Annotated in this window: 29 protein-coding genes and 1 pseudogene; 20 read left to right on the top strand and 10 right to left on the bottom strand. The window is 37.6% G+C overall.

Annotated features, from left to right (window positions below; all coding sequences use genetic code 11):
- Positions 1 to 365 precede the first annotated feature (365 nt).
- The 3 genes from AC6H0A_RS07380 to AC6H0A_RS07370 are packed head-to-tail and all read right to left on the bottom strand — an operon-like array spanning position 366 to position 1,448.
- Positions 366 to 893 (bottom strand): viperin family antiviral radical SAM protein, encoded by a 528-nt coding sequence (locus tag AC6H0A_RS07380; protein ID WP_253181231.1) that lies wholly within the window; start codon positions 891 to 893, stop codon positions 366 to 368.
- Positions 894 to 921: 28 nt separating this feature from the next.
- Positions 922 to 1,227 (bottom strand): hypothetical protein, encoded by a 306-nt coding sequence (locus tag AC6H0A_RS07375; RefSeq protein WP_005640986.1) that lies wholly within the window; start codon positions 1,225 to 1,227, stop codon positions 922 to 924.
- The gene (locus AC6H0A_RS07370) at positions 1,224 to 1,448 is read right to left on the bottom strand and encodes a hypothetical protein (protein ID WP_044232507.1); all 225 of its coding nucleotides are present in this window, start codon (positions 1,446 to 1,448) and stop codon (positions 1,224 to 1,226) included. The genes AC6H0A_RS07375 and AC6H0A_RS07370 overlap by 4 nt, the downstream gene beginning before the upstream one ends.
- A gap of 234 nt (positions 1,449 to 1,682) precedes the next feature.
- Here AC6H0A_RS07370 and AC6H0A_RS07365 point away from each other — a divergent pair, with 234 nt between their 5' ends.
- The 19 genes from AC6H0A_RS07365 (at position 1,683) to tnpA (ending at position 11,419) form a co-directional block, all read left to right on the top strand.
- Positions 1,683 to 2,048, top strand: coding sequence for a hypothetical protein (locus AC6H0A_RS07365; protein WP_044232510.1), 366 nt, complete (start codon positions 1,683 to 1,685; stop codon positions 2,046 to 2,048).
- Between the two features lie 193 nt (positions 2,049 to 2,241).
- Entirely contained in the window at positions 2,242 to 2,613 is a 372-nt protein-coding gene (rplN, locus tag AC6H0A_RS07360) for a 50S ribosomal protein L14 (RefSeq protein ID WP_005548786.1), read from the top strand.
- 10 nt (positions 2,614 to 2,623) lie between these two features.
- Positions 2,624 to 2,935: a 50S ribosomal protein L24 gene (rplX, locus tag AC6H0A_RS07355; RefSeq protein ID WP_005635734.1), complete on the top strand. Its 312-nt coding sequence runs from the start codon at positions 2,624 to 2,626 to the stop codon at positions 2,933 to 2,935.
- Between the two features lie 17 nt (positions 2,936 to 2,952).
- Entirely contained in the window at positions 2,953 to 3,492 is a 540-nt protein-coding gene (gene rplE / locus AC6H0A_RS07350; RefSeq protein WP_005625881.1) for a 50S ribosomal protein L5, read from the top strand.
- A gap of 11 nt (positions 3,493 to 3,503) precedes the next feature.
- Positions 3,504 to 3,809, top strand: a complete 306-nt coding sequence (rpsN, locus tag AC6H0A_RS07345) for a 30S ribosomal protein S14 (protein ID WP_005625879.1) — start codon at positions 3,504 to 3,506, stop codon at positions 3,807 to 3,809.
- Positions 3,810 to 3,845: 36 nt separating this feature from the next.
- Positions 3,846 to 4,238: a 30S ribosomal protein S8 gene (gene rpsH / locus AC6H0A_RS07340; RefSeq protein WP_005625877.1), complete on the top strand. Its 393-nt coding sequence runs from the start codon at positions 3,846 to 3,848 to the stop codon at positions 4,236 to 4,238.
- A 15-nt stretch (positions 4,239 to 4,253) separates the two neighbouring features.
- Positions 4,254 to 4,787: a 50S ribosomal protein L6 gene (rplF, locus tag AC6H0A_RS07335; protein WP_005625876.1), complete on the top strand. Its 534-nt coding sequence runs from the start codon at positions 4,254 to 4,256 to the stop codon at positions 4,785 to 4,787.
- Positions 4,788 to 4,800: 13 nt separating this feature from the next.
- The gene (rplR, locus tag AC6H0A_RS07330) at positions 4,801 to 5,154 is read left to right on the top strand and encodes a 50S ribosomal protein L18 (protein ID WP_005640990.1); all 354 of its coding nucleotides are present in this window, start codon (positions 4,801 to 4,803) and stop codon (positions 5,152 to 5,154) included.
- A gap of 14 nt (positions 5,155 to 5,168) precedes the next feature.
- Positions 5,169 to 5,669, top strand: a complete 501-nt coding sequence (gene rpsE, locus AC6H0A_RS07325) for a 30S ribosomal protein S5 (protein ID WP_005625871.1) — start codon at positions 5,169 to 5,171, stop codon at positions 5,667 to 5,669.
- Between the two features lie 6 nt (positions 5,670 to 5,675).
- Positions 5,676 to 5,855: a 50S ribosomal protein L30 gene (gene rpmD, locus AC6H0A_RS07320; RefSeq protein ID WP_005543631.1), complete on the top strand. Its 180-nt coding sequence runs from the start codon at positions 5,676 to 5,678 to the stop codon at positions 5,853 to 5,855.
- Positions 5,856 to 5,858: 3 nt separating this feature from the next.
- On the top strand, positions 5,859 to 6,293 hold the full coding sequence (rplO, locus tag AC6H0A_RS07315; protein ID WP_005640993.1) for a 50S ribosomal protein L15: 435 nt from the start codon (positions 5,859 to 5,861) through the stop codon (positions 6,291 to 6,293).
- 7 nt (positions 6,294 to 6,300) lie between these two features.
- Positions 6,301 to 7,626 (top strand): preprotein translocase subunit SecY, encoded by a 1,326-nt coding sequence (secY, locus tag AC6H0A_RS07310; RefSeq protein WP_005640995.1) that lies wholly within the window; start codon positions 6,301 to 6,303, stop codon positions 7,624 to 7,626.
- Positions 7,627 to 7,654: 28 nt separating this feature from the next.
- Positions 7,655 to 7,768, top strand: a complete 114-nt coding sequence (rpmJ, locus tag AC6H0A_RS07305) for a 50S ribosomal protein L36 (protein ID WP_005625868.1) — start codon at positions 7,655 to 7,657, stop codon at positions 7,766 to 7,768.
- A gap of 141 nt (positions 7,769 to 7,909) precedes the next feature.
- The gene (gene rpsM, locus AC6H0A_RS07300; RefSeq protein ID WP_005640997.1) at positions 7,910 to 8,266 is read left to right on the top strand and encodes a 30S ribosomal protein S13; all 357 of its coding nucleotides are present in this window, start codon (positions 7,910 to 7,912) and stop codon (positions 8,264 to 8,266) included.
- Between the two features lie 16 nt (positions 8,267 to 8,282).
- The gene (rpsK, locus tag AC6H0A_RS07295; protein ID WP_497512609.1) at positions 8,283 to 8,672 is read left to right on the top strand and encodes a 30S ribosomal protein S11; all 390 of its coding nucleotides are present in this window, start codon (positions 8,283 to 8,285) and stop codon (positions 8,670 to 8,672) included.
- Positions 8,673 to 8,701: 29 nt separating this feature from the next.
- Positions 8,702 to 9,322, top strand: a complete 621-nt coding sequence (gene rpsD / locus AC6H0A_RS07290; protein WP_005625866.1) for a 30S ribosomal protein S4 — start codon at positions 8,702 to 8,704, stop codon at positions 9,320 to 9,322.
- Between the two features lie 31 nt (positions 9,323 to 9,353).
- Positions 9,354 to 10,343, top strand: a complete 990-nt coding sequence (locus AC6H0A_RS07285; protein WP_005640999.1) for a DNA-directed RNA polymerase subunit alpha — start codon at positions 9,354 to 9,356, stop codon at positions 10,341 to 10,343.
- A 40-nt stretch (positions 10,344 to 10,383) separates the two neighbouring features.
- Complete coding sequence (rplQ, locus tag AC6H0A_RS07280) at positions 10,384 to 10,770, top strand: 50S ribosomal protein L17 (RefSeq protein ID WP_005635737.1); 387 nt, start codon at positions 10,384 to 10,386, stop codon at positions 10,768 to 10,770.
- Positions 10,771 to 10,954: 184 nt separating this feature from the next.
- Positions 10,955 to 11,419: an IS200/IS605 family transposase gene (tnpA, locus tag AC6H0A_RS07275; protein WP_005639541.1), complete on the top strand. Its 465-nt coding sequence runs from the start codon at positions 10,955 to 10,957 to the stop codon at positions 11,417 to 11,419.
- 189 nt (positions 11,420 to 11,608) lie between these two features.
- Here the strand turns inward: tnpA and AC6H0A_RS07270 are convergent, their stop codons facing one another.
- Positions 11,609 to 12,205, bottom strand: a complete 597-nt coding sequence (locus tag AC6H0A_RS07270) for a Crp/Fnr family transcriptional regulator (protein WP_005643200.1) — start codon at positions 12,203 to 12,205, stop codon at positions 11,609 to 11,611.
- Between the two features lie 121 nt (positions 12,206 to 12,326).
- A pseudogene (locus AC6H0A_RS07265) lies at positions 12,327 to 13,404 on the bottom strand (anaerobic sulfatase maturase).
- 135 nt (positions 13,405 to 13,539) lie between these two features.
- On the opposite strand from AC6H0A_RS07265, the gene AC6H0A_RS07260 reads away from it, so the two are divergent.
- Positions 13,540 to 14,349, top strand: coding sequence for a sulfite exporter TauE/SafE family protein (locus AC6H0A_RS07260; RefSeq protein WP_005643197.1), 810 nt, complete (start codon positions 13,540 to 13,542; stop codon positions 14,347 to 14,349).
- Between the two features lie 31 nt (positions 14,350 to 14,380).
- Here the strand turns inward: AC6H0A_RS07260 and ispC are convergent, their stop codons facing one another.
- The 5 genes from ispC to argH all read right to left on the bottom strand — a co-directional run bounded on the left by ispC (position 14,381) and on the right by argH (position 20,593).
- Positions 14,381 to 15,574 carry a 1-deoxy-D-xylulose-5-phosphate reductoisomerase gene (gene ispC, locus AC6H0A_RS07255; RefSeq protein WP_005643195.1) on the bottom strand — a complete coding sequence of 398 codons (1,194 nt, stop codon included), beginning with the start codon at positions 15,572 to 15,574 and terminating at the stop codon, positions 14,381 to 14,383.
- 109 nt (positions 15,575 to 15,683) lie between these two features.
- Complete coding sequence (gene frr / locus AC6H0A_RS07250; protein ID WP_005632773.1) at positions 15,684 to 16,241, bottom strand: ribosome recycling factor; 558 nt, start codon at positions 16,239 to 16,241, stop codon at positions 15,684 to 15,686.
- 150 nt (positions 16,242 to 16,391) lie between these two features.
- The gene (pckA, locus tag AC6H0A_RS07245; protein ID WP_005643193.1) at positions 16,392 to 18,008 is read right to left on the bottom strand and encodes a phosphoenolpyruvate carboxykinase (ATP); all 1,617 of its coding nucleotides are present in this window, start codon (positions 18,006 to 18,008) and stop codon (positions 16,392 to 16,394) included.
- A gap of 173 nt (positions 18,009 to 18,181) precedes the next feature.
- A complete protein-coding gene (gene hslO / locus AC6H0A_RS07240; RefSeq protein ID WP_005643190.1) occupies positions 18,182 to 19,063 on the bottom strand; it encodes an Hsp33 family molecular chaperone HslO in 882 nt (293 codons plus the stop codon).
- Positions 19,064 to 19,219: 156 nt separating this feature from the next.
- On the bottom strand, positions 19,220 to 20,593 hold the full coding sequence (gene argH, locus AC6H0A_RS07235) for an argininosuccinate lyase (RefSeq protein WP_005643188.1): 1,374 nt from the start codon (positions 20,591 to 20,593) through the stop codon (positions 19,220 to 19,222).
- Positions 20,594 to 20,678 lie beyond the last annotated feature (85 nt).

Here is a 20,678-nt window from a genome sequence, read left to right as displayed (position 1 = left end):
AAAATAATATAAATAAAAGTATATTATGTGTGAAATTTTGTTTAAATAAGTTGAGATAGAAAATAGAATGGACAAGAGCTAAGAAAGTAACCGTAACAGCAGTTATTTTAGGTGCTGTTGCGGGTTATCAATTTAATGATTATGTTGAACAAACAAGATTTCCTATTGAGGTAGAATACCAATTAATGAGTAATTGTATTGGAAATTATGCTATCTTAGAAAAAAGAAAGATTTGTGCATGTGCGTTAGCTAAAGCAATAAATACAGTAGGAAAAGGTGGCGGAGAATATGAGTTTAAACAAAGTTTTAGTAAATATTATCAGAGATGTGATTAATTTGCTCTCTTTTTCAGTGAGCAAATTGTATTAGTGGTAACGATGTAAAAATTTTACTAGTTCAAATGGAATTTGTTGAAATGCTTTTTCAATACCAACAGATAAAATGGGTTCACTATATTGATAACCTGTTTGCTGTTCGATTTTTTGAAAAAAACGCCCTGAAGGATCAACCATCAAATAGGAATGGGTCATTTCTTCGTTATTCTCTGCGCTAATGATATTTTCAAATTGGCGATGATTTTCAAGAAAATAGTGAAATTGCTGATCATTAATTGAAAGAGCATCATTCATAATTGGTAAAACTTTAAATATTTTCCATTTTGTTGGTTTTACCTGTGAAATGAATTCCGATAATGATTCTGAGTAGTTATGTTTATTTACAACAGTATTAATTTTAATTTGAATTGTTGGGTTAATGCTGCGAATTATTTCAATATTCCGCAATAATAACTGATAATCCATAGCTTTATTATTAGTTTGGCGACCAATAAGTAGGTTTGTATTATCTTTAATTGAATCAATACTAAAGCCGATCATTTTAAATTGATTGGCAATAATTTGATTTAACTCTGGAGTTAATTTGCTACCATTTGTAATAGCAGCATAAAATCATATTATGCTTTTTAGCTTGCATAATAATGTTCTTTATTGCACTACGATATAAGAAAGTTTCACCGCCAACAAGATTTAATCGAATTTGTTCAAAGTGGCTTTGATATTTGTGATTAATTAGGGTTAAAAGCGTTTGAAATTGTTCAATTAGTTGAGAAACCTCATTATCAGAATGTAAGAGTTCTTTTTTATCTGGTTTTTGCCATTTGGCAAAACAGTATTGGCATTTAAAATTGCGGGCTTCCGTAATATGCCAATTAATAACTAGCTCGTTCATTTTTTTGCTCCATTATAACATTTTTTAAACCCAAATTTTTTCACATGCTTTTTAATATTTAAAAAAGCACGCTTGTCGCTAGGAGATGAAGCAACAAAAATATGTTGCAAGCCATCTGGAGAGATGAGTAAACTATGCTTGCTTCTATGTGTGAATAGCCAACCAATTTTTACAAGTTGAGTCACAAATTGATTAATATGTTTATCTGATGAATATTTCATATCAATTTCCTCTAATCTTAGCGCTTGGTGGTTCATTTTCACGATGAGAGCCTGATGTTCTTTGTGTATTACAAAGAGCAAATGTTTCCCGATACAGTTGTTTTCGAATTTTCATAACGAAATCCTTTTATTGATGAACATAATTTAATGTCCTAAAGCAATTGCTTTAGTGGAAACTAGTATAAGCAGCGAGATGGGGACAAATCGGGACAATTTGATAAAAATGAGAAAATTATGGAGAGCGTTCAATCATTATTACTCAAAAAAGAACTTAAGATTTTATTACGAAACGTGGGCTGGGATGTAAGAAGACTTGCTAAAGAATTATGTGATGATTATGCTAGATCGGGAGCGTGTGATGTTGATGAAGAAAAAGAATATGAAAAAATAAAAAAGCAGCTTTCTCGTTCGTCAACTAAGCCTGAGGTTTGGCACAGGTATATAAAGTTTATAACAGAACATAGATGCAATAAGCAAAAATATCAATATATACCAATAAATGAAAATGGTTCGTCTGAATTTGATGAGTTAGCTAATTGGATTAGAGATTTTACGTTGCAAACTGATTATAGCACCGAACGTCGTAAGCAGCATTGTTAGCTAAAGAGTGGTTAAAAAAATCAACGTTTTTGGACCGCTCTTTTTTTTTTGTGTGATTACAATTAATCTTAGTGGTAAACTGAAAATTCAGTTGATTTTAAGTGGTGAATTTGCTAGACTCAACAGCCTGTTTACCTTGGGGTAACAGGTTCGTCCCGAAAGGGTGTTTTTTTAATCTTAACGGAGCACTAATATGATCCAAGAACAGACTATGCTGGATGTTGCTGATAATTCAGGCGCTCGCAGCGTAATGTGTATCAAGGTTCTAGGTGGATCGCACCGTCGTTATGCTGCGATTGGTGACATCATCAAAATTACTGTAAAAGAAGCAATTCCACGCGGTAAAGTAAAAAAAGGTGATGTATTAAAAGCAGTTGTTGTGCGCACCAAGAAGGGTGTTCGTCGCCCAGATGGCTCAGTTATTCGTTTCGATGGTAACGCTTGTGTAATTTTAAATAATAACACTGAGCAACCAATCGGTACTCGTATTTTTGGACCAGTGACTCGTGAACTTCGTTCTGAGAAATTCATGAAGATCATTTCTTTAGCTCCAGAAGTACTGTAAGGGGAATGTAATGGCTGCTAAAATCCGTCAAAATGATGAAGTAATTGTTCTTACTGGTAAAGATAAGGGCAAACGTGGCAAGGTAACTAAAGTGTTACCAAACGGTAAAGTGTTTGTTGAAGGTATCAACATCATTACTAAACATGAAAAACCAGTTCCTGCATTAGGAAAAGCTGGTGGTTTAGTGAAAAAAGAAGCTGCAATTGACGCTTCAAATGTTGCGATTTTCAATCCTAAAACAAATAAAGCTGACCGTGTAGGTTTTAGATTCGAAGACGGCAAAAAAGTACGTTTCTTCAAATCTAACAATGAAATTATCTAACAAACTGGAGTAATGCGATGGCGAAACTGCATGATTACTACAGAGATCAAGTAGTAAGCGAATTAAAAAATAAATTCGGCTACAAATCTGTCATGCAAGTCCCACGAATCGAAAAGATTACCCTGAATATGGGTGTGGGTGAAGCATTGACCGACAAAAAATTGCTAGACAACGCAGTAGCGGACTTAGCAGCAATCAGCGGTCAAAAACCTTTAGTAACTAAAGCTCGTAAATCTGTTGCTGGCTTTAAAATCCGTCAGGGATATCCAATCGGTTGTAAAGTAACACTACGCGGTGAGCGTATGTGGGAGTTCTTTGAACGTTTAATTACAATTGCTGTTCCACGTATTCGTGACTTCCGCGGTTTAAGCGCGAAATCATTCGATGGTCGTGGTAACTATAGCATGGGTGTGCGTGAACAAATCATCTTCCCTGAAATCGATTACGATAAAGTAGATCGTGTACGTGGTTTAGATATCACTATCACAACTACTGCTAAGAATGATGAAGAAGGTCAAGCACTACTTGCTGCCTTTAATTTCCCATTCCGTAAATAAGGCAGGTTATAATGGCTAAACAATCAATGAAAGCACGCGATGTAAAACGCGTTAAATTGGCTGAAAAATTCTACGCAAAACGTGTTGAATTAAAGAAAATCATTTCTGATGTCAATGCCTCTGATGAAGATCGTTGGGATGCAGTGTTAAAGTTACAAACTTTACCACGTGATTCTAGCCCATCTCGTCAACGTAACCGTTGCCGCCAAACTGGACGTCCTCATGGCGTTTTACGTAAGTTTGGTTTAAGCCGAATTAAGGTTCGTGAAGCTGCAATGCGCGGTGAAATCCCGGGCCTTAAAAAAGCGAGCTGGTAATATACCACTTTATTTTGGAATCGGAGAAAAAGTACAATGAGTATGCAAGATCCAATCGCAGATATGCTGACCCGTATTCGTAACGGTCAAGCTGCGAACAAAGTTGCAATCAATATGCCTTCTTCCAAGCTAAAAGTGGCAATTGCCAACGTATTAGCTGCTGAAGGTTATATCGAAAGCGTAAAAGTTTTAGAAGGTGCTAAACCTGAATTGGAAATTACTTTAAAATATTTCCAAGGCAAACCAGTTGTAGAAAGCATCCAACGTGTAAGTCGTCCTGGTCTTCGTATTTACAAACGTAAAGATGAATTACCAAAAGTTATGGGCGGTTTAGGTGTTGCAGTTATTTCTACATCTAAAGGTGTTATGACTGACCGCGCTGCTCGTCAAGCAGGTTTAGGCGGTGAGATCATCTGTTATGTAGCTTAATAGAGGGGTAGGAAAATGTCTCGTGTTGCAAAGGCACCTGTTAATATTCCTGCCGGCGTTGAAGTTAAACTCGACGGTCAGCTATTAACAGTAAAAGGTAAAAATGGCGAGTTATCTCGCAAAATTCATGAATCAGTTGAAGTAAAACAAGATAACGGACAATTTACGTTCACTCCACGTGAAGGTTTTGTTGAAGCAAATGCTCAATCGGGTACTGCACGTGCATTAGTTAATGCAATGGTTATCGGTGTTACTGAAGGTTTCACTAAAAAATTAGTATTGGTGGGTGTAGGTTACAGAGCTCAACTTAAAGGTAATGCAATTGCATTAAGTTTAGGCTATTCTCACCCAGTAGAGCACACTTTGCCGGCAGGTATTACTGCAGAATGTCCATCTCAAACCGAAATCGTATTGAAAGGTGCAGACAAACAGTTGATCGGTCAAGTTGCAGCAGATATTCGTGCTTATCGCCGTCCTGAGCCTTATAAAGGTAAAGGGGTACGTTACGCTGATGAAGTGGTACGTATCAAAGAGGCTAAGAAGAAATAATTAAGGTAACACTATGGATAAGAAATCAGCTCGTATCCGTCGTGCAGCTCGTGCACGTCATATGATGAGAGAGCAAGGTGTAACTCGTTTAGTTATTCACCGCACTCCGCGTCATATTTATGCACAAGTTATTGCACCAAACGGTTCAGAAGTGCTTGCCGCTGCTTCAACTGTTGAGAAAGCAATTCGTGAGCAAGTAAAATACACCGGTAATAAAGATGCTGCTGCTGCAGTAGGTAAAGCTGTTGCAGAACGCGCATTAGCAAAAGGCGTTCAAGCTATTGCTTTTGATCGTTCCGGTTTTAAATATCATGGTCGTGTCCAAACTTTAGCGGACGCTGCACGTGAAGCTGGTCTACAGTTCTAATGAGGTAAATTGAGATGTCAAACATCGAAAAACAAGTTGGTGAACTGCAAGAGAAGCTAATCGCAGTAAACCGTGTATCAAAAACTGTAAAAGGTGGTCGTATTATGAGTTTCACTGCATTAACTGTGGTGGGCGATGGTAATGGCCGAGTAGGTTTTGGTTATGGTAAAGCACGCGAAGTTCCAGCAGCGATCCAAAAAGCAATGGAAAAAGCACGTCGTAATATGATTAACGTTGCTTTGAATGAGGGTACATTACAGCATCCAGTTAAAGGTGTTCATACTGGTTCACGTGTATTTATGCAGCCAGCAAGCGAAGGTACAGGTATCATCGCTGGCGGTGCAATGCGTGCAGTATTAGAAGTTGCAGGTGTACGTAACGTTCTTTCTAAAGCGTATGGTTCTACCAACCCAATTAACGTTGTTCGTGCAACTATTGATGCATTAGCAAACATGAAATCACCAGAAATGGTTGCTGCAAAACGCGGTAAAACTGTTGATGAAATCTTGGGGTAATGAATAATGGCTAAAACTATTAAAGTAACACAAGTTCGTAGCTCAATTGCTCGTTTACCGAAGCATAAAGCTACCTTGCGTGGTCTTGGTCTTCGCCATATGCACCACACTGTTGAGTTAATTGATACGCCTGCAGTACGTGGTATGATTAACCAAGTTTCATACATGGTTAAAGTGGAGGAGTAAGAGATGCGTTTAAATACTCTGTCTCTGGCTGAAGGTGCAAAGCATAACGCTAAACGCCTTGGTCGTGGTATTGGTTCAGGTTTAGGCAAGACTGGTGGTCGTGGTCATAAAGGTCAAAAATCTCGTACTGGTGGCGGTGTTCGTCGCGGTTTCGAAGGTGGTCAAATGCCGTTATACCGTCGTTTACCAAAATTTGGTTTTACTTCAATGAAGGCTGCAGTAACTGCAGAAGTTCGTTTGAACGAGTTAACCAAAGTTGAAGGTAATGTAGTAACCTTAGAAACATTAAAAGCAGCCAATATCTTAACTAAAGATATCCAATTCGCTAAAGTAGTTTTAGCGGGTGAAGTGAAATCTGCGGTAACAGTTCGTGGTTTGCGTGTAACTAAGGGTGCAAAAGCAGCAATTGAAGCTGCTGGCGGTTCAGTTGAGGAATAATTAGCAAATGGCTAAACAACCAGGTTATCAAGCAAGAAGTACTAATAGCGGTAAAGGTGAATTAAAAAGCCGATTACTTTTCGTTTTAGGTGCGCTTATCGTTTACCGAATTGGTTCTTTCATTCCGGTTCCTGGTATTGATGCGGCTGTGCTAGCTCAATTAGTTGAACAACAAAAAGGCACCATCATTGACATGTTTAACATGTTCTCTGGTGGTGCATTAAGCCGTGCATCTATCTTAGCATTAGGTATTATGCCGTATATCTCGGCATCTATTGTAATTCAGTTGCTTGCAACGGTTTCTCCTGCTTTAGCAGAATTAAAGAAAGAAGGTGCTGCTGGTCAACGTAAAATTTCTAAGTATACTCGGTATGCGACAGTTGTTTTTGCAACCATTCAGGCAGTAGCTATTTCAACAGGTTTACCAAATATGTTACCAGGCTTAGTGCCAAATGTTGGATTTGCTTTTTACTTCACTTCAGTTGTTAGCTTAGTAACTGGAACTATGTTCCTCATGTGGTTAGGTGAACAAATTACTGAAAGAGGTATTGGTAACGGTATTTCAATTCTTGTTTTTGGCGGTATCGTAGCTGGTTTACCATCAGCTATACTTCAAACTATTGAGCAGGCTCGTCAAGGACAGATGCATCCATTAGTGCTTCTTCTGATCGCAGCTATTGTATTTGCAGTAACTTATTTCGTTGTTTTTGTTGAAAGAGGACAACGTAGAATTCGCGTTGAATATGCAAAGCGTCAACAAGGTCGTCAAATTTTAGGTGGTCATTCGACACATTTACCATTGAAAGTAAATATGGCAAACGTAATGCCGGCAATTTTTGCCTCAAGTATTATTTTATTTCCAGCTACCTTAACTCAATGGTTTGGACAAAATGATAAGTTTGAGTGGTTAAATAATTTATCTATGTTGTTGAATCCTGGTCAGCCTCTTTATTTGCTTGTTTATGCTGTAGCAATTATTTTCTTTAGCTTCTTTTACACTGCAATGCAGTATAATCCGCGAGATACAGCAGATAATCTAAAAAAATCTGGTGCATTTATTCCAGGAATTAGACCAGGGGAACAAACCTCTCGTTATATTGATAAAGTTATGACTCGTCTTACACTGATTGGCGGTCTTTATGTAACGTTTGTGTGTTTAGTTCCTTATATTATGACATCGGCTTGGGATGTTAAATTTTACTTCGGTGGAACATCTCTTTTAATTGTAGTCGTTGTAATTATGGATTTCATCGTGCAGGTTCAGAGTCACTTAATGTCGTCTCAATATGAATCTGCGTTGAAAAAAGCAAACCTTAAAGGTTTTGGACAATAATTGTTCATTTAGTAGAAAAGGATAAGCAATGAAAGTTCGTGCTTCCGTAAAGAAAATGTGTCGTAACTGTAAAATTGTTAAACGTGAAGGTGTTGTACGTGTATTGTGCAGCGATCCTAAACATAAACAACGTCAAGGTTAATTCATATTTTTTCTTGCAAAGAACCAGTTGAGCAGTTATACTGCTCAACTCATTTATGTCCTTGGTATTCTGTTTGAGTATCCTGAAAACGGGCTTTTCAAGATCAGAATACCAAATTAGTTAAAATAATAGGAGTGCATAGTGGCCCGTATTGCAGGCATTAACATTCCTGATCATAAACACGCTGTAATCGCTTTAACTGCAATTTACGGTATTGGTAAGACTCGTTCAAAAGCTATTTGTGCTGTAGCGGGTATTGCTGAAGATGTTAAGATCAGAGAATTGTCTGAAGAGCAGATTGACAAACTGCGTGACGAAGTTGGTAAATTTACCGTTGAAGGTGATTTACGTCGTGAAGTAACACTAAACATCAAACGTCTTTTAGACTTAGGTTGTTATCGTGGTTTACGTCACCGTCGTAGTTTACCGGTACGTGGTCAACGTACTAAAACTAATGCGCGTACCCGTAAGGGTCCACGTAAGCCGATCAAAAAATAGTCGGGGTAAATAAAGAATGGCTAAAGCACCAGTTCGTGCACGTAAACGTGTAAAAAAACAAGTCGTAGATGGCGTAGCACATATTCACGCATCTTTCAATAATACAATCGTTACTATTACTGACCGTCAAGGTAACGCTCTAGCATGGGCGACTGCAGGTGGTTCAGGTTTCCGTGGTTCTCGTAAATCTACCCCGTTCGCTGCACAAGTTGCTGCTGAACGTTGTGCTGAAATTGTTAAAGAATTCGGCTTAAAGAACTTGGAAGTTATGGTTAAAGGTCCGGGTCCAGGTCGTGAATCTACAATTCGCGCGTTAAACGCAGCGGGTTTCCGTATCACGAATATTACTGATGTGACTCCGATTCCTCATAACGGTTGTCGTCCACCGAAAAAACGTCGCGTCTAAGACGTATATAGGATAGTTGGAGAAAGAAAATGGCAAGATATTTGGGTCCAAAACTCAAGCTCAGCCGTCGTGAAGGTACTGATTTATTTCTTAAATCAGGCGTGCGTGCGATTGATTCAAAATGTAAAATTGATACAGCACCTGGTCAACATGGTGCTCGTAAACCGCGTTTGTCTGACTATGGTAGTCAATTACGTGAAAAACAAAAAGTTCGTCGTATCTATGGTATTTTAGAACGTCAATTCCGTAACTACTATAAAGAAGCAAACCGTTTAAAAGGTAACACTGGTGAAAATTTATTAGTGTTATTAGAAGGTAGATTGGATAACGTTGTTTATCGCATGGGATTTGCTGCAACTCGTGCAGAAGCTCGCCAATTAGTGAGCCATAAAGCGATTGTTGTAAATGGTCGTGTTGTTAACATTCCATCTTTCCAAGTTTCTGTAAATGATGTTGTTGCTGTTCGTGAGAAATCTAAAAAACAAGCACGTATTAAAGCGTCATTAGAATTAGCAGAACAAAGAGAAAAACCAACATGGTTAGAAGTTGATTCTGCAAAAATGGAAGGTGTGTTCAAACGTGTTCCTGAACGTTCTGATTTATCAGCAGATATTAACGAACATCTGATCGTTGAGCTTTACTCTAAATAATAGTTAAGCTTAAAAGCAAAGAGAGGATAAAATGCAGGGTTCTGTTACAGAATTTTTAAAACCACGTTTAGTAGATATTGAACAAATTAGTTCAACTCATGCTAAAGTGATCTTAGAGCCGTTAGAGCGTGGTTTTGGCCATACTCTAGGTAATGCATTACGTCGTATCCTTCTGTCTTCAATGCCAGGTTGTGCTGTAACTGAAGTGGAAATTGATGGCGTATTGCACGAATATAGTAGTAAGGAAGGTGTTCAAGAAGATATTCTTGAAGTTCTTTTAAACCTTAAAGGTCTAGCGGTTAAAGTACAGAATAAAGATGATGTTATTCTGACACTAAATAAATCTGGAATTGGCCCTGTTGTTGCAGCGGATATTACCTATGATGGTGATGTTGAAATTGTGAATTCGAATCATGTAATCTGTCACTTAACTGATGAAAATGCATCAATCAGTATGCGTATTCGAGTTCAGCGTGGTAGAGGATATGTTCCAGCTTCAGCTCGCACTCATAGTCAAGCAGAGGAGCGTCCAATTGGTCGCTTACTTGTTGATGCTTGTTACAGCCCAGTTGATCGCATTGCATATAATGTTGAAGCAGCTCGTGTTGAACAACGTACTGACCTAGATAAACTTGTTATCGAGTTAGAAACTAATGGTACGCTTGAGCCTGAAGAAGCAATTCGTCGTGCTGCAACAATCTTAGCAGAGCAACTCGATGCATTCGTTGATTTGCGTGATGTTCGTCAACCTGAAATTAAGGAAGAAAAACCGGAATTTGATCCGATTTTATTACGTCCTGTAGATGATTTAGAGTTGACAGTTCGTTCTGCTAACTGTTTGAAAGCAGAAACAATTCATTATATCGGTGATTTAGTACAACGTACAGAAGTTGAATTATTAAAAACACCTAATCTTGGTAAGAAATCTCTTACTGAGATTAAGGATGTGCTCGCTTCACGTGGCTTGTCACTTGGTATGCGCCTTGAAAATTGGCCACCAGCAAGTATTGCTGAAGACTAGTTTGGTCATAGGTTAAGATTTTTCTGAGAAGGATAAGATCATGCGCCATCGTAAGAGTGGTCGTCAACTAAACCGTAATAGCAGCCATCGCCAAGCGATGTTTCGTAACTTAGCAAGTGCTTTAGTTAGTCATGAAATCATTAAGACTACTTTGCCTAAAGCTAAAGAATTACGCCGTGTAGTTGAACCGTTAATTACATTAGCAAAAGTAGATAGCGTTGCAAACCGTCGTTTAGCATTCGCTCGTACTCGCAACGTTGAAACTGTTGCAAAATTATTTAATGAATTAGGTCCACGTTTTGCTCAACGTGCAGGTGGTTACACTCGCATTTTGAAATGTGGTTTCCGTGCAGGCGATAATGCACCAATGGCATACATTGAGTTAGTTGATCGCCCAGAAGTTGCTGAAGCAGCTACTGAGGAATAAAAATCAATTCAAAGGAAAAGCTCACTTTTTAGTGAGCTTTTTTATTATAGCCAGCCAAAAGTCTGGCTATAAAAACCATACGCTATGCGTATGGAGCCAAATAGCTTAAGCGATGAACAGAAAAAATCCTCGCTATATAATGAACAAGGCTGACAACCAAAATTCAACATATAGGAGGATTATCATGGTAAGTAAAACCAGTGACGATTCAAGTCTATCACACACAAAATGGAACTGTAAGTATCACATTGTATTTATCCCGAAGTATAGAAGAAAAGCAATTTATGGAAAGTTAAGAGCAGATATAGGTCAAATATTGAGGCAGTTATGTGACTATAAAAATGTGGAGATAATAGAAGCGCATGCAATGCCAGACCATATCCATATGCTCTTAAAAATCCCAGCTAAAATATCAGTATCAGGTTTTATGGGCTATCTGAAGGGGAAGTCAGCGCTGATGATTTTTGAAAGACACGCGAACTTAAAATATAGATATGGAAATAGGCATTTCTGGGCGAAAGGATTTTTTGTAAGCACAGTAGGGTTAAATACAAAAGTGGTAGAGGATTATATAAGAAACCAAGAAAAAGAAGATATGGTTCAAGATAATTTATCAACGAAAGAACATGTTGACCCCTTTAAGGGTTAATCAAGGAAATAATTAGACGCGGTTGTCAGTTCTCACAAGCCCCTTGAGGGGCTTGTGAAGTATAGGCTCTTATAGGGGAGCCTAAAAACCGCACGTTTTACGTGCGGATTGTTATTTTATATGTAAGTAAAAAGTGCTTTATTTACTGAAATATTATTTAGATAGATAGTTCAAAACATAATCTTGAATTTAAGAGCAGATTCGTAAATGTCTTGTATTTTTGTCTAGAATTCCTTGTTTCTTTAATTCTTGACTAATACGAATAGCAGTTTCTGTTTCGCATCCACAAAATTCAGCTACTTCTCGGTAGGTCCAAGGATAATCGGGATAACTTTCAGTTAGATTTTCAATTGCATCAATTATACGCTCGTAGCTTCGTTTATAGGCTGTACTACTTACTCGGTGTTCTGCGTCATATAATTCATTCGAAAGTTGTTTTATAAGATAGCAGGAAAAATCAGGATTATTTGCGATAAAAGTAGTGTGATTTCCAGGAAATATACGAATAATATCTGTTTCTAGTAACACCTTTGCACTACAATGATAAGTTGTTTCACTAAAGATTGTTCTAAACCCAAAATACTCGTTAGCATGATAAAGTCGAATCAAGGTTTCTTTACCATTTTCTAAGCTATGATAAAGCCCAACTAGCCCCTGTCTTAAAAAATAAAATTCTTTAGGTTTTTCACCTTGAGTATAAATTAAGCTGTTTTTCCCTAGTGTTTTACTTTCAGAAATAACGCATTGGTGTAGGTTTTGAGGTAAATAAGGTGATGAGCTTGACATAAATATCCTTTTAATACATAAAGAACTTTAGGTTACTATACAAATTTCTGTTTTTATCCGCTATAAGCAAGTTTTAAAAGTGTTAACTTGGTAACAAAATTTTTATTTTAAATGAATAATGTTATTTTGCTTTACCAAAGCATTTTGCAAATTCTTTCAAATAGGGTTCCATGTGAGAGAGCGCTGCATAATAGGCTTCACATAGTTGATTATGTGGTTTTCCAAATCCTTGAACCGTTCGATGTTTTGGGCAACCTCCATGACGGCAAAACGAAATTTACAGCTTTTGCATCGTTCGGAAAGAAAGGATTTCGCTGAACCGAAATGTTTTTGTTTTATGTTATCAACCAATGTTACTAGTGGTGTTTCTATCAGGTTTCCCAACTTGTACTCAGAGTAAACATAATGATCGCAACTATAAATATCTCCATTTTGTTCAATAACTAATTGATCACCACAGGTTTCACGAAAAATACATAAATCAGGTTGTAATTCAAGATAGGCCATAAACCATTGTTCAATAAACTGAATCCCAATTTTTCCTACATCATTAGCGTACCATTCATCAAAAATATTAATTAGAAACTGCCCATAATCCTTTGCAGAGGCTTGTTGCTTATAATCTCCCGTTAGTGGAATAAATTGCATATATGGCGATCCAATTCGTTTTAGAAAATGATAGATTTCTTTTCCATGTAGGACATTTAGGTTATGCACTACTGTGAGAGTATTAAAAGACACTTGATAGTTATGTAGTAAATCTAGTGCATCTATTACTTGTTGAAATGTGCCTTTGCCATTTTTAGTTAAACGATAGGCATCATGTAAGTGTTCTGGACCATCTATAGAAAGCCCCACAAGAAAATTATGATCATGTAGAAAACGGCACCAATCGGCATTAAGTAATACACCATTGGTTTGTAGAGAATTTTCAATTTGTTTTCCATTAGCATATTTATGCTGAAAATCGACCGCTCTTTTATAGAAATCAAGGTCTGCCATGGTTGGCTCACCGCCTTGCCAGAGGAACGTTATTTGTTGTTGAGGGGCTGTTTCTATGTAAGATTTGATATAGGTTTCTAATACCTCATCACTCATGGATCGTTGATTTAAATGAGGTTTTTCCAAGTAAAAGCAATACTGGTAATCTAAATTACAAATTGAGCAGTAGGTTTTGCCATTAATTGAAATGCGTTCATACATCATATCCTTTCTATTTTTTCATCATAACAGAATATTTTTAAGTGTATATGATGCTGATCATAAGATATGCTTATCTCCTTACGTCACAATTAGAATACATTATTAAGCTGATTTTCTTGATAGGAGTAGCAATGGCAATTAGTACAGTTTTTATCTTACTGATTTGCGGTATTTGTACCAATATGGTTTCTGCTATTTTTGGTATTGGCGGTGGGGTATTGATGGTGCCAATTTTACGTACATTATTTCCTGAATTGCCGATTCAAGTTATTTCAGCTACGTCACTCACAATTGTAATGTGTACCGCATTGATTAATTTATTATTTTTCCATAAGCAAAAAATTAAAATTGATCATATCAATATGATTTTATGGTCTATTGCTATGGTGATTAGCGTGCAAATTGGTTTTGAATTAAGTTTTTATTTTTCTACAGCGATAATTAGTTTAATTTTTACGGTTAGTTTAAGTGCGCTAGCGATTAAAACATTTTTAAACAGATCGAGAACACAAATAGAAGTGTTTAATATGTCTCCTATGGAACGAGCTAAAGGTAGTATTAGTTGCTGCGGAGGAGGTTTAATTGCGGGTATTACAGGTATTGGAGGCGGCTCTATCCTTGCTCCGCTTGTTGGCCAATTAAAAGGGGTAAAAACACAGCAAATTGCCGTTTATACGAACTACATGATGATTATTGGTGGTATTGGTAATTTATATGGTTATCTCACAAGAGTCTTCCCTTATGATGTCAGTCTAAGTGGCCAATTAGGATATGTAAATTTTCTTGTGGTTGGTATTGTTACCTTGAGTTCATTTGGAATGAGTTTCTTCTCAATGAAATTGCGTGGATTAATGAATCCGGCTTTAACAAGAAAATTATTGGCGATTATTTTATTTTGTATTGCAGCCTATATGTGTATTTTGGAATTTGTATTCCGTTAAACCGAATAAACTAGACCTAGTTATTCTAGGTCTATTCCACAATTAGCGTTTTCGCAATCTCTCTTGCTTGTGCATCAATTTCGAGTACATCATCAATATTTTGAATAGTATAAGGCGAAATTTTCTCAATTGTTTTCGAATTAATTTTTGCAATATCCATAAAGCTAATTTGACGATCTAAAAATGCTTGTACAGCAATTTCATTAGCTGCATTCATTGCTGTTGTCGCATATTGACCCGCGGCAAAGGCATCAATAGCCAGTTTTAAATTTGGATAGCGATTAAAATCAGGTTCAATAAACGTCAGTTCTTTGACTTTAAAGAAATCGAGTGGTTCTACCCCAGCAAAAGTGCGGTGAGGATATGCCATAGTTTCTGCAATTGGTGTACGCATATCTGGATTTCCCATTTGAGCAATGACTGATCCATCAACATAACGTACCATAGAATGAATAATCGATTGTGGATGAATAATGACTTCCATTTCTTCCGCACTTGCATTGAAAAGCCAGCGAGCCTCAATGTATTCCAAGCCCTTATTCATCATTGTAGCTGAATCGACAGAGATTTTTTTACCCATAGACCAATTAGGGTGTGCAACCGCTTGTTCTGGTGTGATGTTGGTGAATTGTTCGAGTGGCGTGTAACGGAATGGCCCGCCAGATCCAGTGAGAATAATTTTACTTACACCTAATTCAGAAAGTGAGCAAAAACCAATTTTTTCTTGTGCTTCTGGCGGTAACGATTGAAAGATAGCATTATGTTCACTATCTACTGGTAAAAGCTTCGCACCATAGTTTTTTACGGCATCAATAAAAAGCTGCCCGCAGGTTACCAATGATTCTTTATTTGCTAGTAATACACGTTTACCCGCTTTAACCGCTGAAAGAGTCGGTAACAATCCTGCTGCACCAACAATCGACGCCATTATCTGATCGGCATCTGGGTGTGCTGCGAGTTCGCAAATAGCTCGTTGTCCGGCTAATACTTCCGTTGGAATATGATGTGCAATTAATTTCTCACGTAAAATTTTAGCAGCATTTACATCATCAAGAGCCGCAAAGTGCGGTCGGAATTTTATGCATTGTTCAAACATTGCTTCTACATTTTTTCCACCTACGAGTGCAAATGCATGATATTTCTGAGGGTTATTTTCGATAACAGAAAGGGTACTCTTACCGATTGATCCCGTTGAGCCAAGAATGACAATGTTTTGTTTTTGCATAGAATCTTTACCGCACTTTTGTTGATTATATTTTCATTGGTACGTCTAAATTCGCATACCTAATAAAATAAAGGCAGACAAAACTGTCTGCCTTTCGCATTTTTTATGATTAGAAATCCATTAATTCTTTTTCTTTATCCGCTAATACTTCATCTACTTTTTTAATGTAAATATCTGTGATTTTTTGGATTTCTTCTTCTGCTTTATGTTGTTCGTTTTCGCTGATTTCTTTGTCTTTTAATAATGCTTTGATTTTATCATTCGCATCACGACGGACGTTACGAACCGCAACTTTACCTTGTTCACCTTCGCCTTTTACAATTTTGATTAAATCGCGACGGCGTTCTTCTGTTAATGGAGGAAGCGGAACACGGATTGTGGTACCCGCTGAAGATGGGTTTAAACCTAAATCTGAGGTTAAAATTGCTTTTTCTACCGCAGAGATTAAAGAACGATCAAAAACAGTTACAGCTAAAGTACGCGCATCCTCTGCCACTACGTTTGCTAATTGGCGAAGTGGGGTCGCGGCACCGTAATATTCAACTTGAATTGCATCAAGTAAACTCGGTTGTGCACGACCAGTACGGATTTTCGAAATATGGCCTTTTAATGCTTCAAGGCTTTTTTCCATACGATCCTGAGCATCTTTTTTAATTTGGTTAAGCATTACATTGTCCTTTTAATTGACGAAAGTTAAAACGTGGTGATTTTACTGGATTTTTGTCAATTTTTGAATACATTTATCAGCTTGAAAACAGATAAAAAATGACCGCACTTCAGTTACCCAAAGTGCGGTTAATATTTTTAGTATTTTTAATTAAGCTTTAGGACCAGCTGCAATTAAAGCTTTGCCTTCTTCGTTAGTTGCATATTTAACAAAGTTTTTCACAAAGCGGCCTGCTAAGTCTTCAGCTTTTGATTGCCATTGTGCTTTATCTGCGTAAGTATTACGAGGATCCAAGATCGCAGAATCTACACCTAGTAATGCTTTAGGAATTGCTAAGTTGAAGATTGGTAATTCGCCCATTTCAGCTTTTTCAATTGAGCCATCTAAGATTGCATCAATGATTCCGCGAGTATCTTTGATTGAGATACGTTTACCTGTGCCATTCCAACCAGTATTCACTAAGTAAGCCTCAGCACCTGCTGCTTGCATACGTTTTACTAACACTTCAGCATATTGAGTTGGGTGAAGGGTTAAGAACGCCGCACCGAAACATGCTGAGAAAGTTGGAGTTGGTTCAGTAATACCACGTTCAGTACCTGCTAATTTTGCAGTGAAACCAGATAAGAAGTAGTATTTAGTTTGTTCTGGTGTCAATTTAGATACTGGTGGTAATACGCCAAATGCATCTGCAGTTAAGAAAATAACTTTAGTTGCGTGACCTGCACGAGAAACTGGTTTTACAATGTTATCGATGTGATAAATTGGGTAAGACACACGAGTATTTTCTGTTTTTGAACCATCATCGAAATCAACAGAACCATCTGCACGAACAACTACGTTTTCTAATAATGCATCGCGACGGATAGCGCGGTAAATATCTGGTTCATTTTCTTCTGAAAGGTGAATAGTTTTCGCATAGCAACCACCTTCAAAATTAAAGATGCCCACATCATCCCAACCGTGCTCATCATCACCGATTAATTCACGTTTTGGATCGGTTGAAAGGGTTGTTTTACCTGTGCCAGATAAGCCGAAAAAGATTGCTACATCGCCATCTTTACCAACGTTAGCTGAGCAGTGCATTGCGCCTACTCCTTTAAGTGGTAGGAAGTAGTTCATCATTGAGAACATACCTTTTTTCATTTCACCGCCGTACCAAGTACCACCGATTAATTGAATGCGCTCAGTTAAGTTGAAAGCAACAAAGTTTTCTGAATTTAGACCCTGTTCTTTCCAGTTTGGATTGGTTACTTTAGAGCCGTTCATTACAACGAAATCTGGTTCAAAATTTTTTAGTTGTTCTTCAGTAGGGCGAATAAACATGTTTTTTACAAAATGAGCTTGCCATGCAACTTCAGTTACAATACGTACTGCAATACGGTCGTGTTCGCTAGCGCCACAGAAACCATCAACTACAAATAAGCGTTTACGAGAGAGTTGGTTAGTTACCAAGTCTTTTAAGCTTTGCCATGTAGCTTGGTTCATTGGTTTGTTGTCATTTTTCGCTGCTTCAGATGTCCACCAAACAGTATCTTTGGTTTTTTCATCTAACACGATATATTTATCTTTTGGTGAACGGCCAGTGAAGATACCAGTATCTACAGCTACTGCACCAGTTGTAGTTAAAGTACCTTTTTCAAAGCCTTCTAAACCTGGATTGGTTTCTTCTTCGAACAATTGCTCGTAGCTTGGATTGTAGACAACTTCTTTTACGTCATAAATGCCTAGAGCTTCAAGTTCTTTTACTACTTTGTTTAAGTCTGTCATAAGTCACCTCTAATATTTAAGATTAAAATTTAACTGTCGCCTATTCTAAAGAATGTCAATGCAAAAAAATGTTAACTAGATCTCATTTTTGAAAAATTATAGTTCTTTATTACCTATTTTTAGGTGTATTGATGATGTAGATCAAAAATCCCGACATAGCGTCGGGATTGTTTTTAAAGTTTTGTTGATTTTAATTTTTCAATCGCTTCTTTATTAAAGAAGTAGTGTGTACCACAGCACTCACATTGCATATCAATACTGCCTTTATACTCGGCTAATATTTCGTCAATTTCTTCATCAGAGATGAGCAGTAATGTAGAACCAGAACGTTCTGCAGAGCAGCCACAGAAAAATTGTACATCTTGTGCTGGATAAAGATTGACAGTTTCTTCATGATACAAACGATAGAGTAACCCTTCTGCAGGGAGACCAAATAATTCTTCATCTTTTACTGTTGCTGCGAGCGTAGTTAAATGCTCAAAATCTTCTGGTGTACCAGAACCATCAGGCATAATTTGTAATAACATACCTGCTGCTACTGGCTTGCCTTCATATTTTCCAGTACGAATAATTAATTGAGTTTGAAGCTGTTCTGAACGTACAAAATAATCTTCCAAGCATTCTGTGATCGTCGGTTTATCCAGACTAATTACACCTTGATAGCGTTCGCCTTCTTTTGGTGCAATAGTAATGACCAATACGCCTTTGCCAACCATATTGTGCAGACTCATATTTTCAGTGATGTTGCCATCCACTCGAGCGAGGGCGCGGATTTGTTGTTGATCATTGCCATTTACTAATGCTAAGCGTAATGGGCCATCGCCTTGAATTTGTACGGTGATATTGCCGTCAAATCTTAGTGTGGCAGTGAGCAAATTAGTCGCCACCATCATTTCACCCAATAAATCCTGTACTGCTTTCGGATAGTGATGAGTATTTAATGTATCAGTGAATGCTTTATTTAAGCGAACCCATTCCCCACGAACCGCACGGTTTTGGAAAAGATAACGGTAAAGCTTGTCATTGTCTTGAGTATAGTCTTGTTGATTGGTCATTGATCATTCCTAATTGAAATAAAAAGTGCGGTAGTTTTTCCCGCACTTTTTGTTTTTATCATCTTATTTAAGTGTCGCTACTCATAATTGGGACTATTCACTGGATTGCAAGGGAGTCTTGTGAAATCCAATTGTGATATGCGTGTTAAAATATGATTAAGCAAATCTTGTTTTGGCTTCAGCAATAGCTTCGGCAACACGCAATGGCGATACACCACCTTTTGCACAACGTTTGTCTAAGCAAGATTGGAGGGAAAGAATCTCGTAAACATCATCTCCCACTACTTCACTAAATTGGCGGAATTCAGGGATAGTAAGATCTTCTAATCCTTTGCCTTTCTCGATGGCATAAACAACCGTTTCACCCACGATATGATGGGAATCTCGGAAAGGTACGCCCTTAGAGACTAAATAATCCGCTAATTCAGTTGCGTTTGAATAGCCTTTTAACGCGGCTTCACGAGTACGTTCAACATTTACTTTCAATTCATCTAATACGAACTTTGCCATGTCCACACAGTTTTGCCAAGTATCTAAGGCATCAAAAATACCTTCTTTGTCTTCTTGCATATCTTTATTATACGCGAGTGGCAAGCCTTTTAAGGTGACTAGCATGCCTGTTAATGAGCCGATCACTCTGCCGGCTTTGCCTCGAATTAACTCACATGCATCAGGATTTTTCTTTTGTGGCATTAATGATGAGCCAGAAGTCACGCGGTCAGATAATTCCACGAAATTTGCCTCTCCGCTGTTAAAGATAATCATATCTTCAGCAAAGCGGGAAAGATGCGCCATACTGAGGGATGCGATGGAAAGCAACTCTACGATATGATCGCGATCAGAGACGCTATCTAAGCTATTTCTAGTCGCGAAAGCAAAACCAAGATCGTGCGCAAGTGAATCACGATCTACGGCATAAGCTGTACCAGCCAGCGCACCACTACCAAGTGGACAGGTATTCATACGATTATACGCATCTGTTAAACGTGAATAGTCGCGGTCGAACATTTCCACATACGCCATACACCAATGAGCAAAAGTGATTGGTTGAGCTCGTTGTAAATGGGTATAGCCAGGCATTACTGCTTGTTGCGTGTTCTCTGCGGTTTGAACTAAGTGACGTTGCAAATTACGTACTGATTCTTGTAATTCAACCACACGTTGTTTGCACCATAGTTTTATATCTACAGCCACTTGATCGTTACGGCTACGGCCAGTATGTAATTTTTTACCAAGATTACCAACTTTATCGATTAGCTTACTTTCAACCCAACTATGAATATCTTCAGCATCATCTTGTAAAATTGCTTGCGGATTTGACCGCACTTCAATAAGTAATTCATTTAGTGCTTGTTCAAGTTGATGCTGTTCTTCGATAGTTAATACATTGACTTTCACCAAGGCTTTGGACCAACCAATTGAGCCTTGAATATCCTGTTCTGCTAAACGATAATCAAAACGTAACGAGTCATTAAAATCTTTAAAACGTTTATCCGCAGCCTGCGTAAAACGCCCACCCCAAAGTGCCATAATCTTTCCTTTTTATTTTAATTAATTATTCTATTATTGTGCATATTTATGCATAAAGCAATATTCTATATTAATAATAAAACAA

Source organism: Haemophilus sp. THUN1692 (assembly GCF_059704395.1).
This window is presented reverse-complemented; position numbering and strand designations above follow the sequence as displayed.

Bases quoted from the DNA above. Each gene is read 5' to 3' on its own strand.
- AC6H0A_RS07375 (WP_005640986.1), bottom strand. From the start codon at position 1,227: ATGAACGAGCTAGTTATTAATTGGCATATTACGGAAGCCCGCAATTTT.
- AC6H0A_RS07370 (WP_044232507.1), bottom strand. From the start codon at position 1,448: ATGAAATATTCATCAGATAAACATATTAATCAATTTGTGACTCAACTT.
- AC6H0A_RS07365 (WP_044232510.1), top strand. From the start codon at position 1,683: ATGGAGAGCGTTCAATCATTATTACTCAAAAAAGAACTTAAGATTTTA.
- rplN (WP_005548786.1), top strand. From the start codon at position 2,242: ATGATCCAAGAACAGACTATGCTGGATGTTGCTGATAATTCAGGCGCT.
- rplX (WP_005635734.1), top strand. From the start codon at position 2,624: ATGGCTGCTAAAATCCGTCAAAATGATGAAGTAATTGTTCTTACTGGT.
- rplE (WP_005625881.1), top strand. From the start codon at position 2,953: ATGGCGAAACTGCATGATTACTACAGAGATCAAGTAGTAAGCGAATTA.
- rpsN (WP_005625879.1), top strand. From the start codon at position 3,504: ATGGCTAAACAATCAATGAAAGCACGCGATGTAAAACGCGTTAAATTG.
- rpsH (WP_005625877.1), top strand. From the start codon at position 3,846: ATGAGTATGCAAGATCCAATCGCAGATATGCTGACCCGTATTCGTAAC.
- rplF (WP_005625876.1), top strand. From the start codon at position 4,254: ATGTCTCGTGTTGCAAAGGCACCTGTTAATATTCCTGCCGGCGTTGAA.
- rplR (WP_005640990.1), top strand. From the start codon at position 4,801: ATGGATAAGAAATCAGCTCGTATCCGTCGTGCAGCTCGTGCACGTCAT.
- rpsE (WP_005625871.1), top strand. From the start codon at position 5,169: ATGTCAAACATCGAAAAACAAGTTGGTGAACTGCAAGAGAAGCTAATC.
- rpmD (WP_005543631.1), top strand. From the start codon at position 5,676: ATGGCTAAAACTATTAAAGTAACACAAGTTCGTAGCTCAATTGCTCGT.
- rplO (WP_005640993.1), top strand. From the start codon at position 5,859: ATGCGTTTAAATACTCTGTCTCTGGCTGAAGGTGCAAAGCATAACGCT.
- secY (WP_005640995.1), top strand. From the start codon at position 6,301: ATGGCTAAACAACCAGGTTATCAAGCAAGAAGTACTAATAGCGGTAAA.
- rpmJ (WP_005625868.1), top strand. From the start codon at position 7,655: ATGAAAGTTCGTGCTTCCGTAAAGAAAATGTGTCGTAACTGTAAAATT.
- rpsK (WP_497512609.1), top strand. From the start codon at position 8,283: ATGGCTAAAGCACCAGTTCGTGCACGTAAACGTGTAAAAAAACAAGTC.
- rpsD (WP_005625866.1), top strand. From the start codon at position 8,702: ATGGCAAGATATTTGGGTCCAAAACTCAAGCTCAGCCGTCGTGAAGGT.
- AC6H0A_RS07285 (WP_005640999.1), top strand. From the start codon at position 9,354: ATGCAGGGTTCTGTTACAGAATTTTTAAAACCACGTTTAGTAGATATT.
- rplQ (WP_005635737.1), top strand. From the start codon at position 10,384: ATGCGCCATCGTAAGAGTGGTCGTCAACTAAACCGTAATAGCAGCCAT.
- tnpA (WP_005639541.1), top strand. From the start codon at position 10,955: ATGGTAAGTAAAACCAGTGACGATTCAAGTCTATCACACACAAAATGG.
- AC6H0A_RS07270 (WP_005643200.1), bottom strand. From the start codon at position 12,205: ATGTCAAGCTCATCACCTTATTTACCTCAAAACCTACACCAATGCGTT.
- AC6H0A_RS07260 (WP_005643197.1), top strand. From the start codon at position 13,540: ATGGCAATTAGTACAGTTTTTATCTTACTGATTTGCGGTATTTGTACC.
- ispC (WP_005643195.1), bottom strand. From the start codon at position 15,574: ATGCAAAAACAAAACATTGTCATTCTTGGCTCAACGGGATCAATCGGT.
- frr (WP_005632773.1), bottom strand. From the start codon at position 16,241: ATGCTTAACCAAATTAAAAAAGATGCTCAGGATCGTATGGAAAAAAGC.
- pckA (WP_005643193.1), bottom strand. From the start codon at position 18,008: ATGACAGACTTAAACAAAGTAGTAAAAGAACTTGAAGCTCTAGGCATT.
- hslO (WP_005643190.1), bottom strand. From the start codon at position 19,063: ATGACCAATCAACAAGACTATACTCAAGACAATGACAAGCTTTACCGT.
- argH (WP_005643188.1), bottom strand. From the start codon at position 20,593: ATGGCACTTTGGGGTGGGCGTTTTACGCAGGCTGCGGATAAACGTTTT.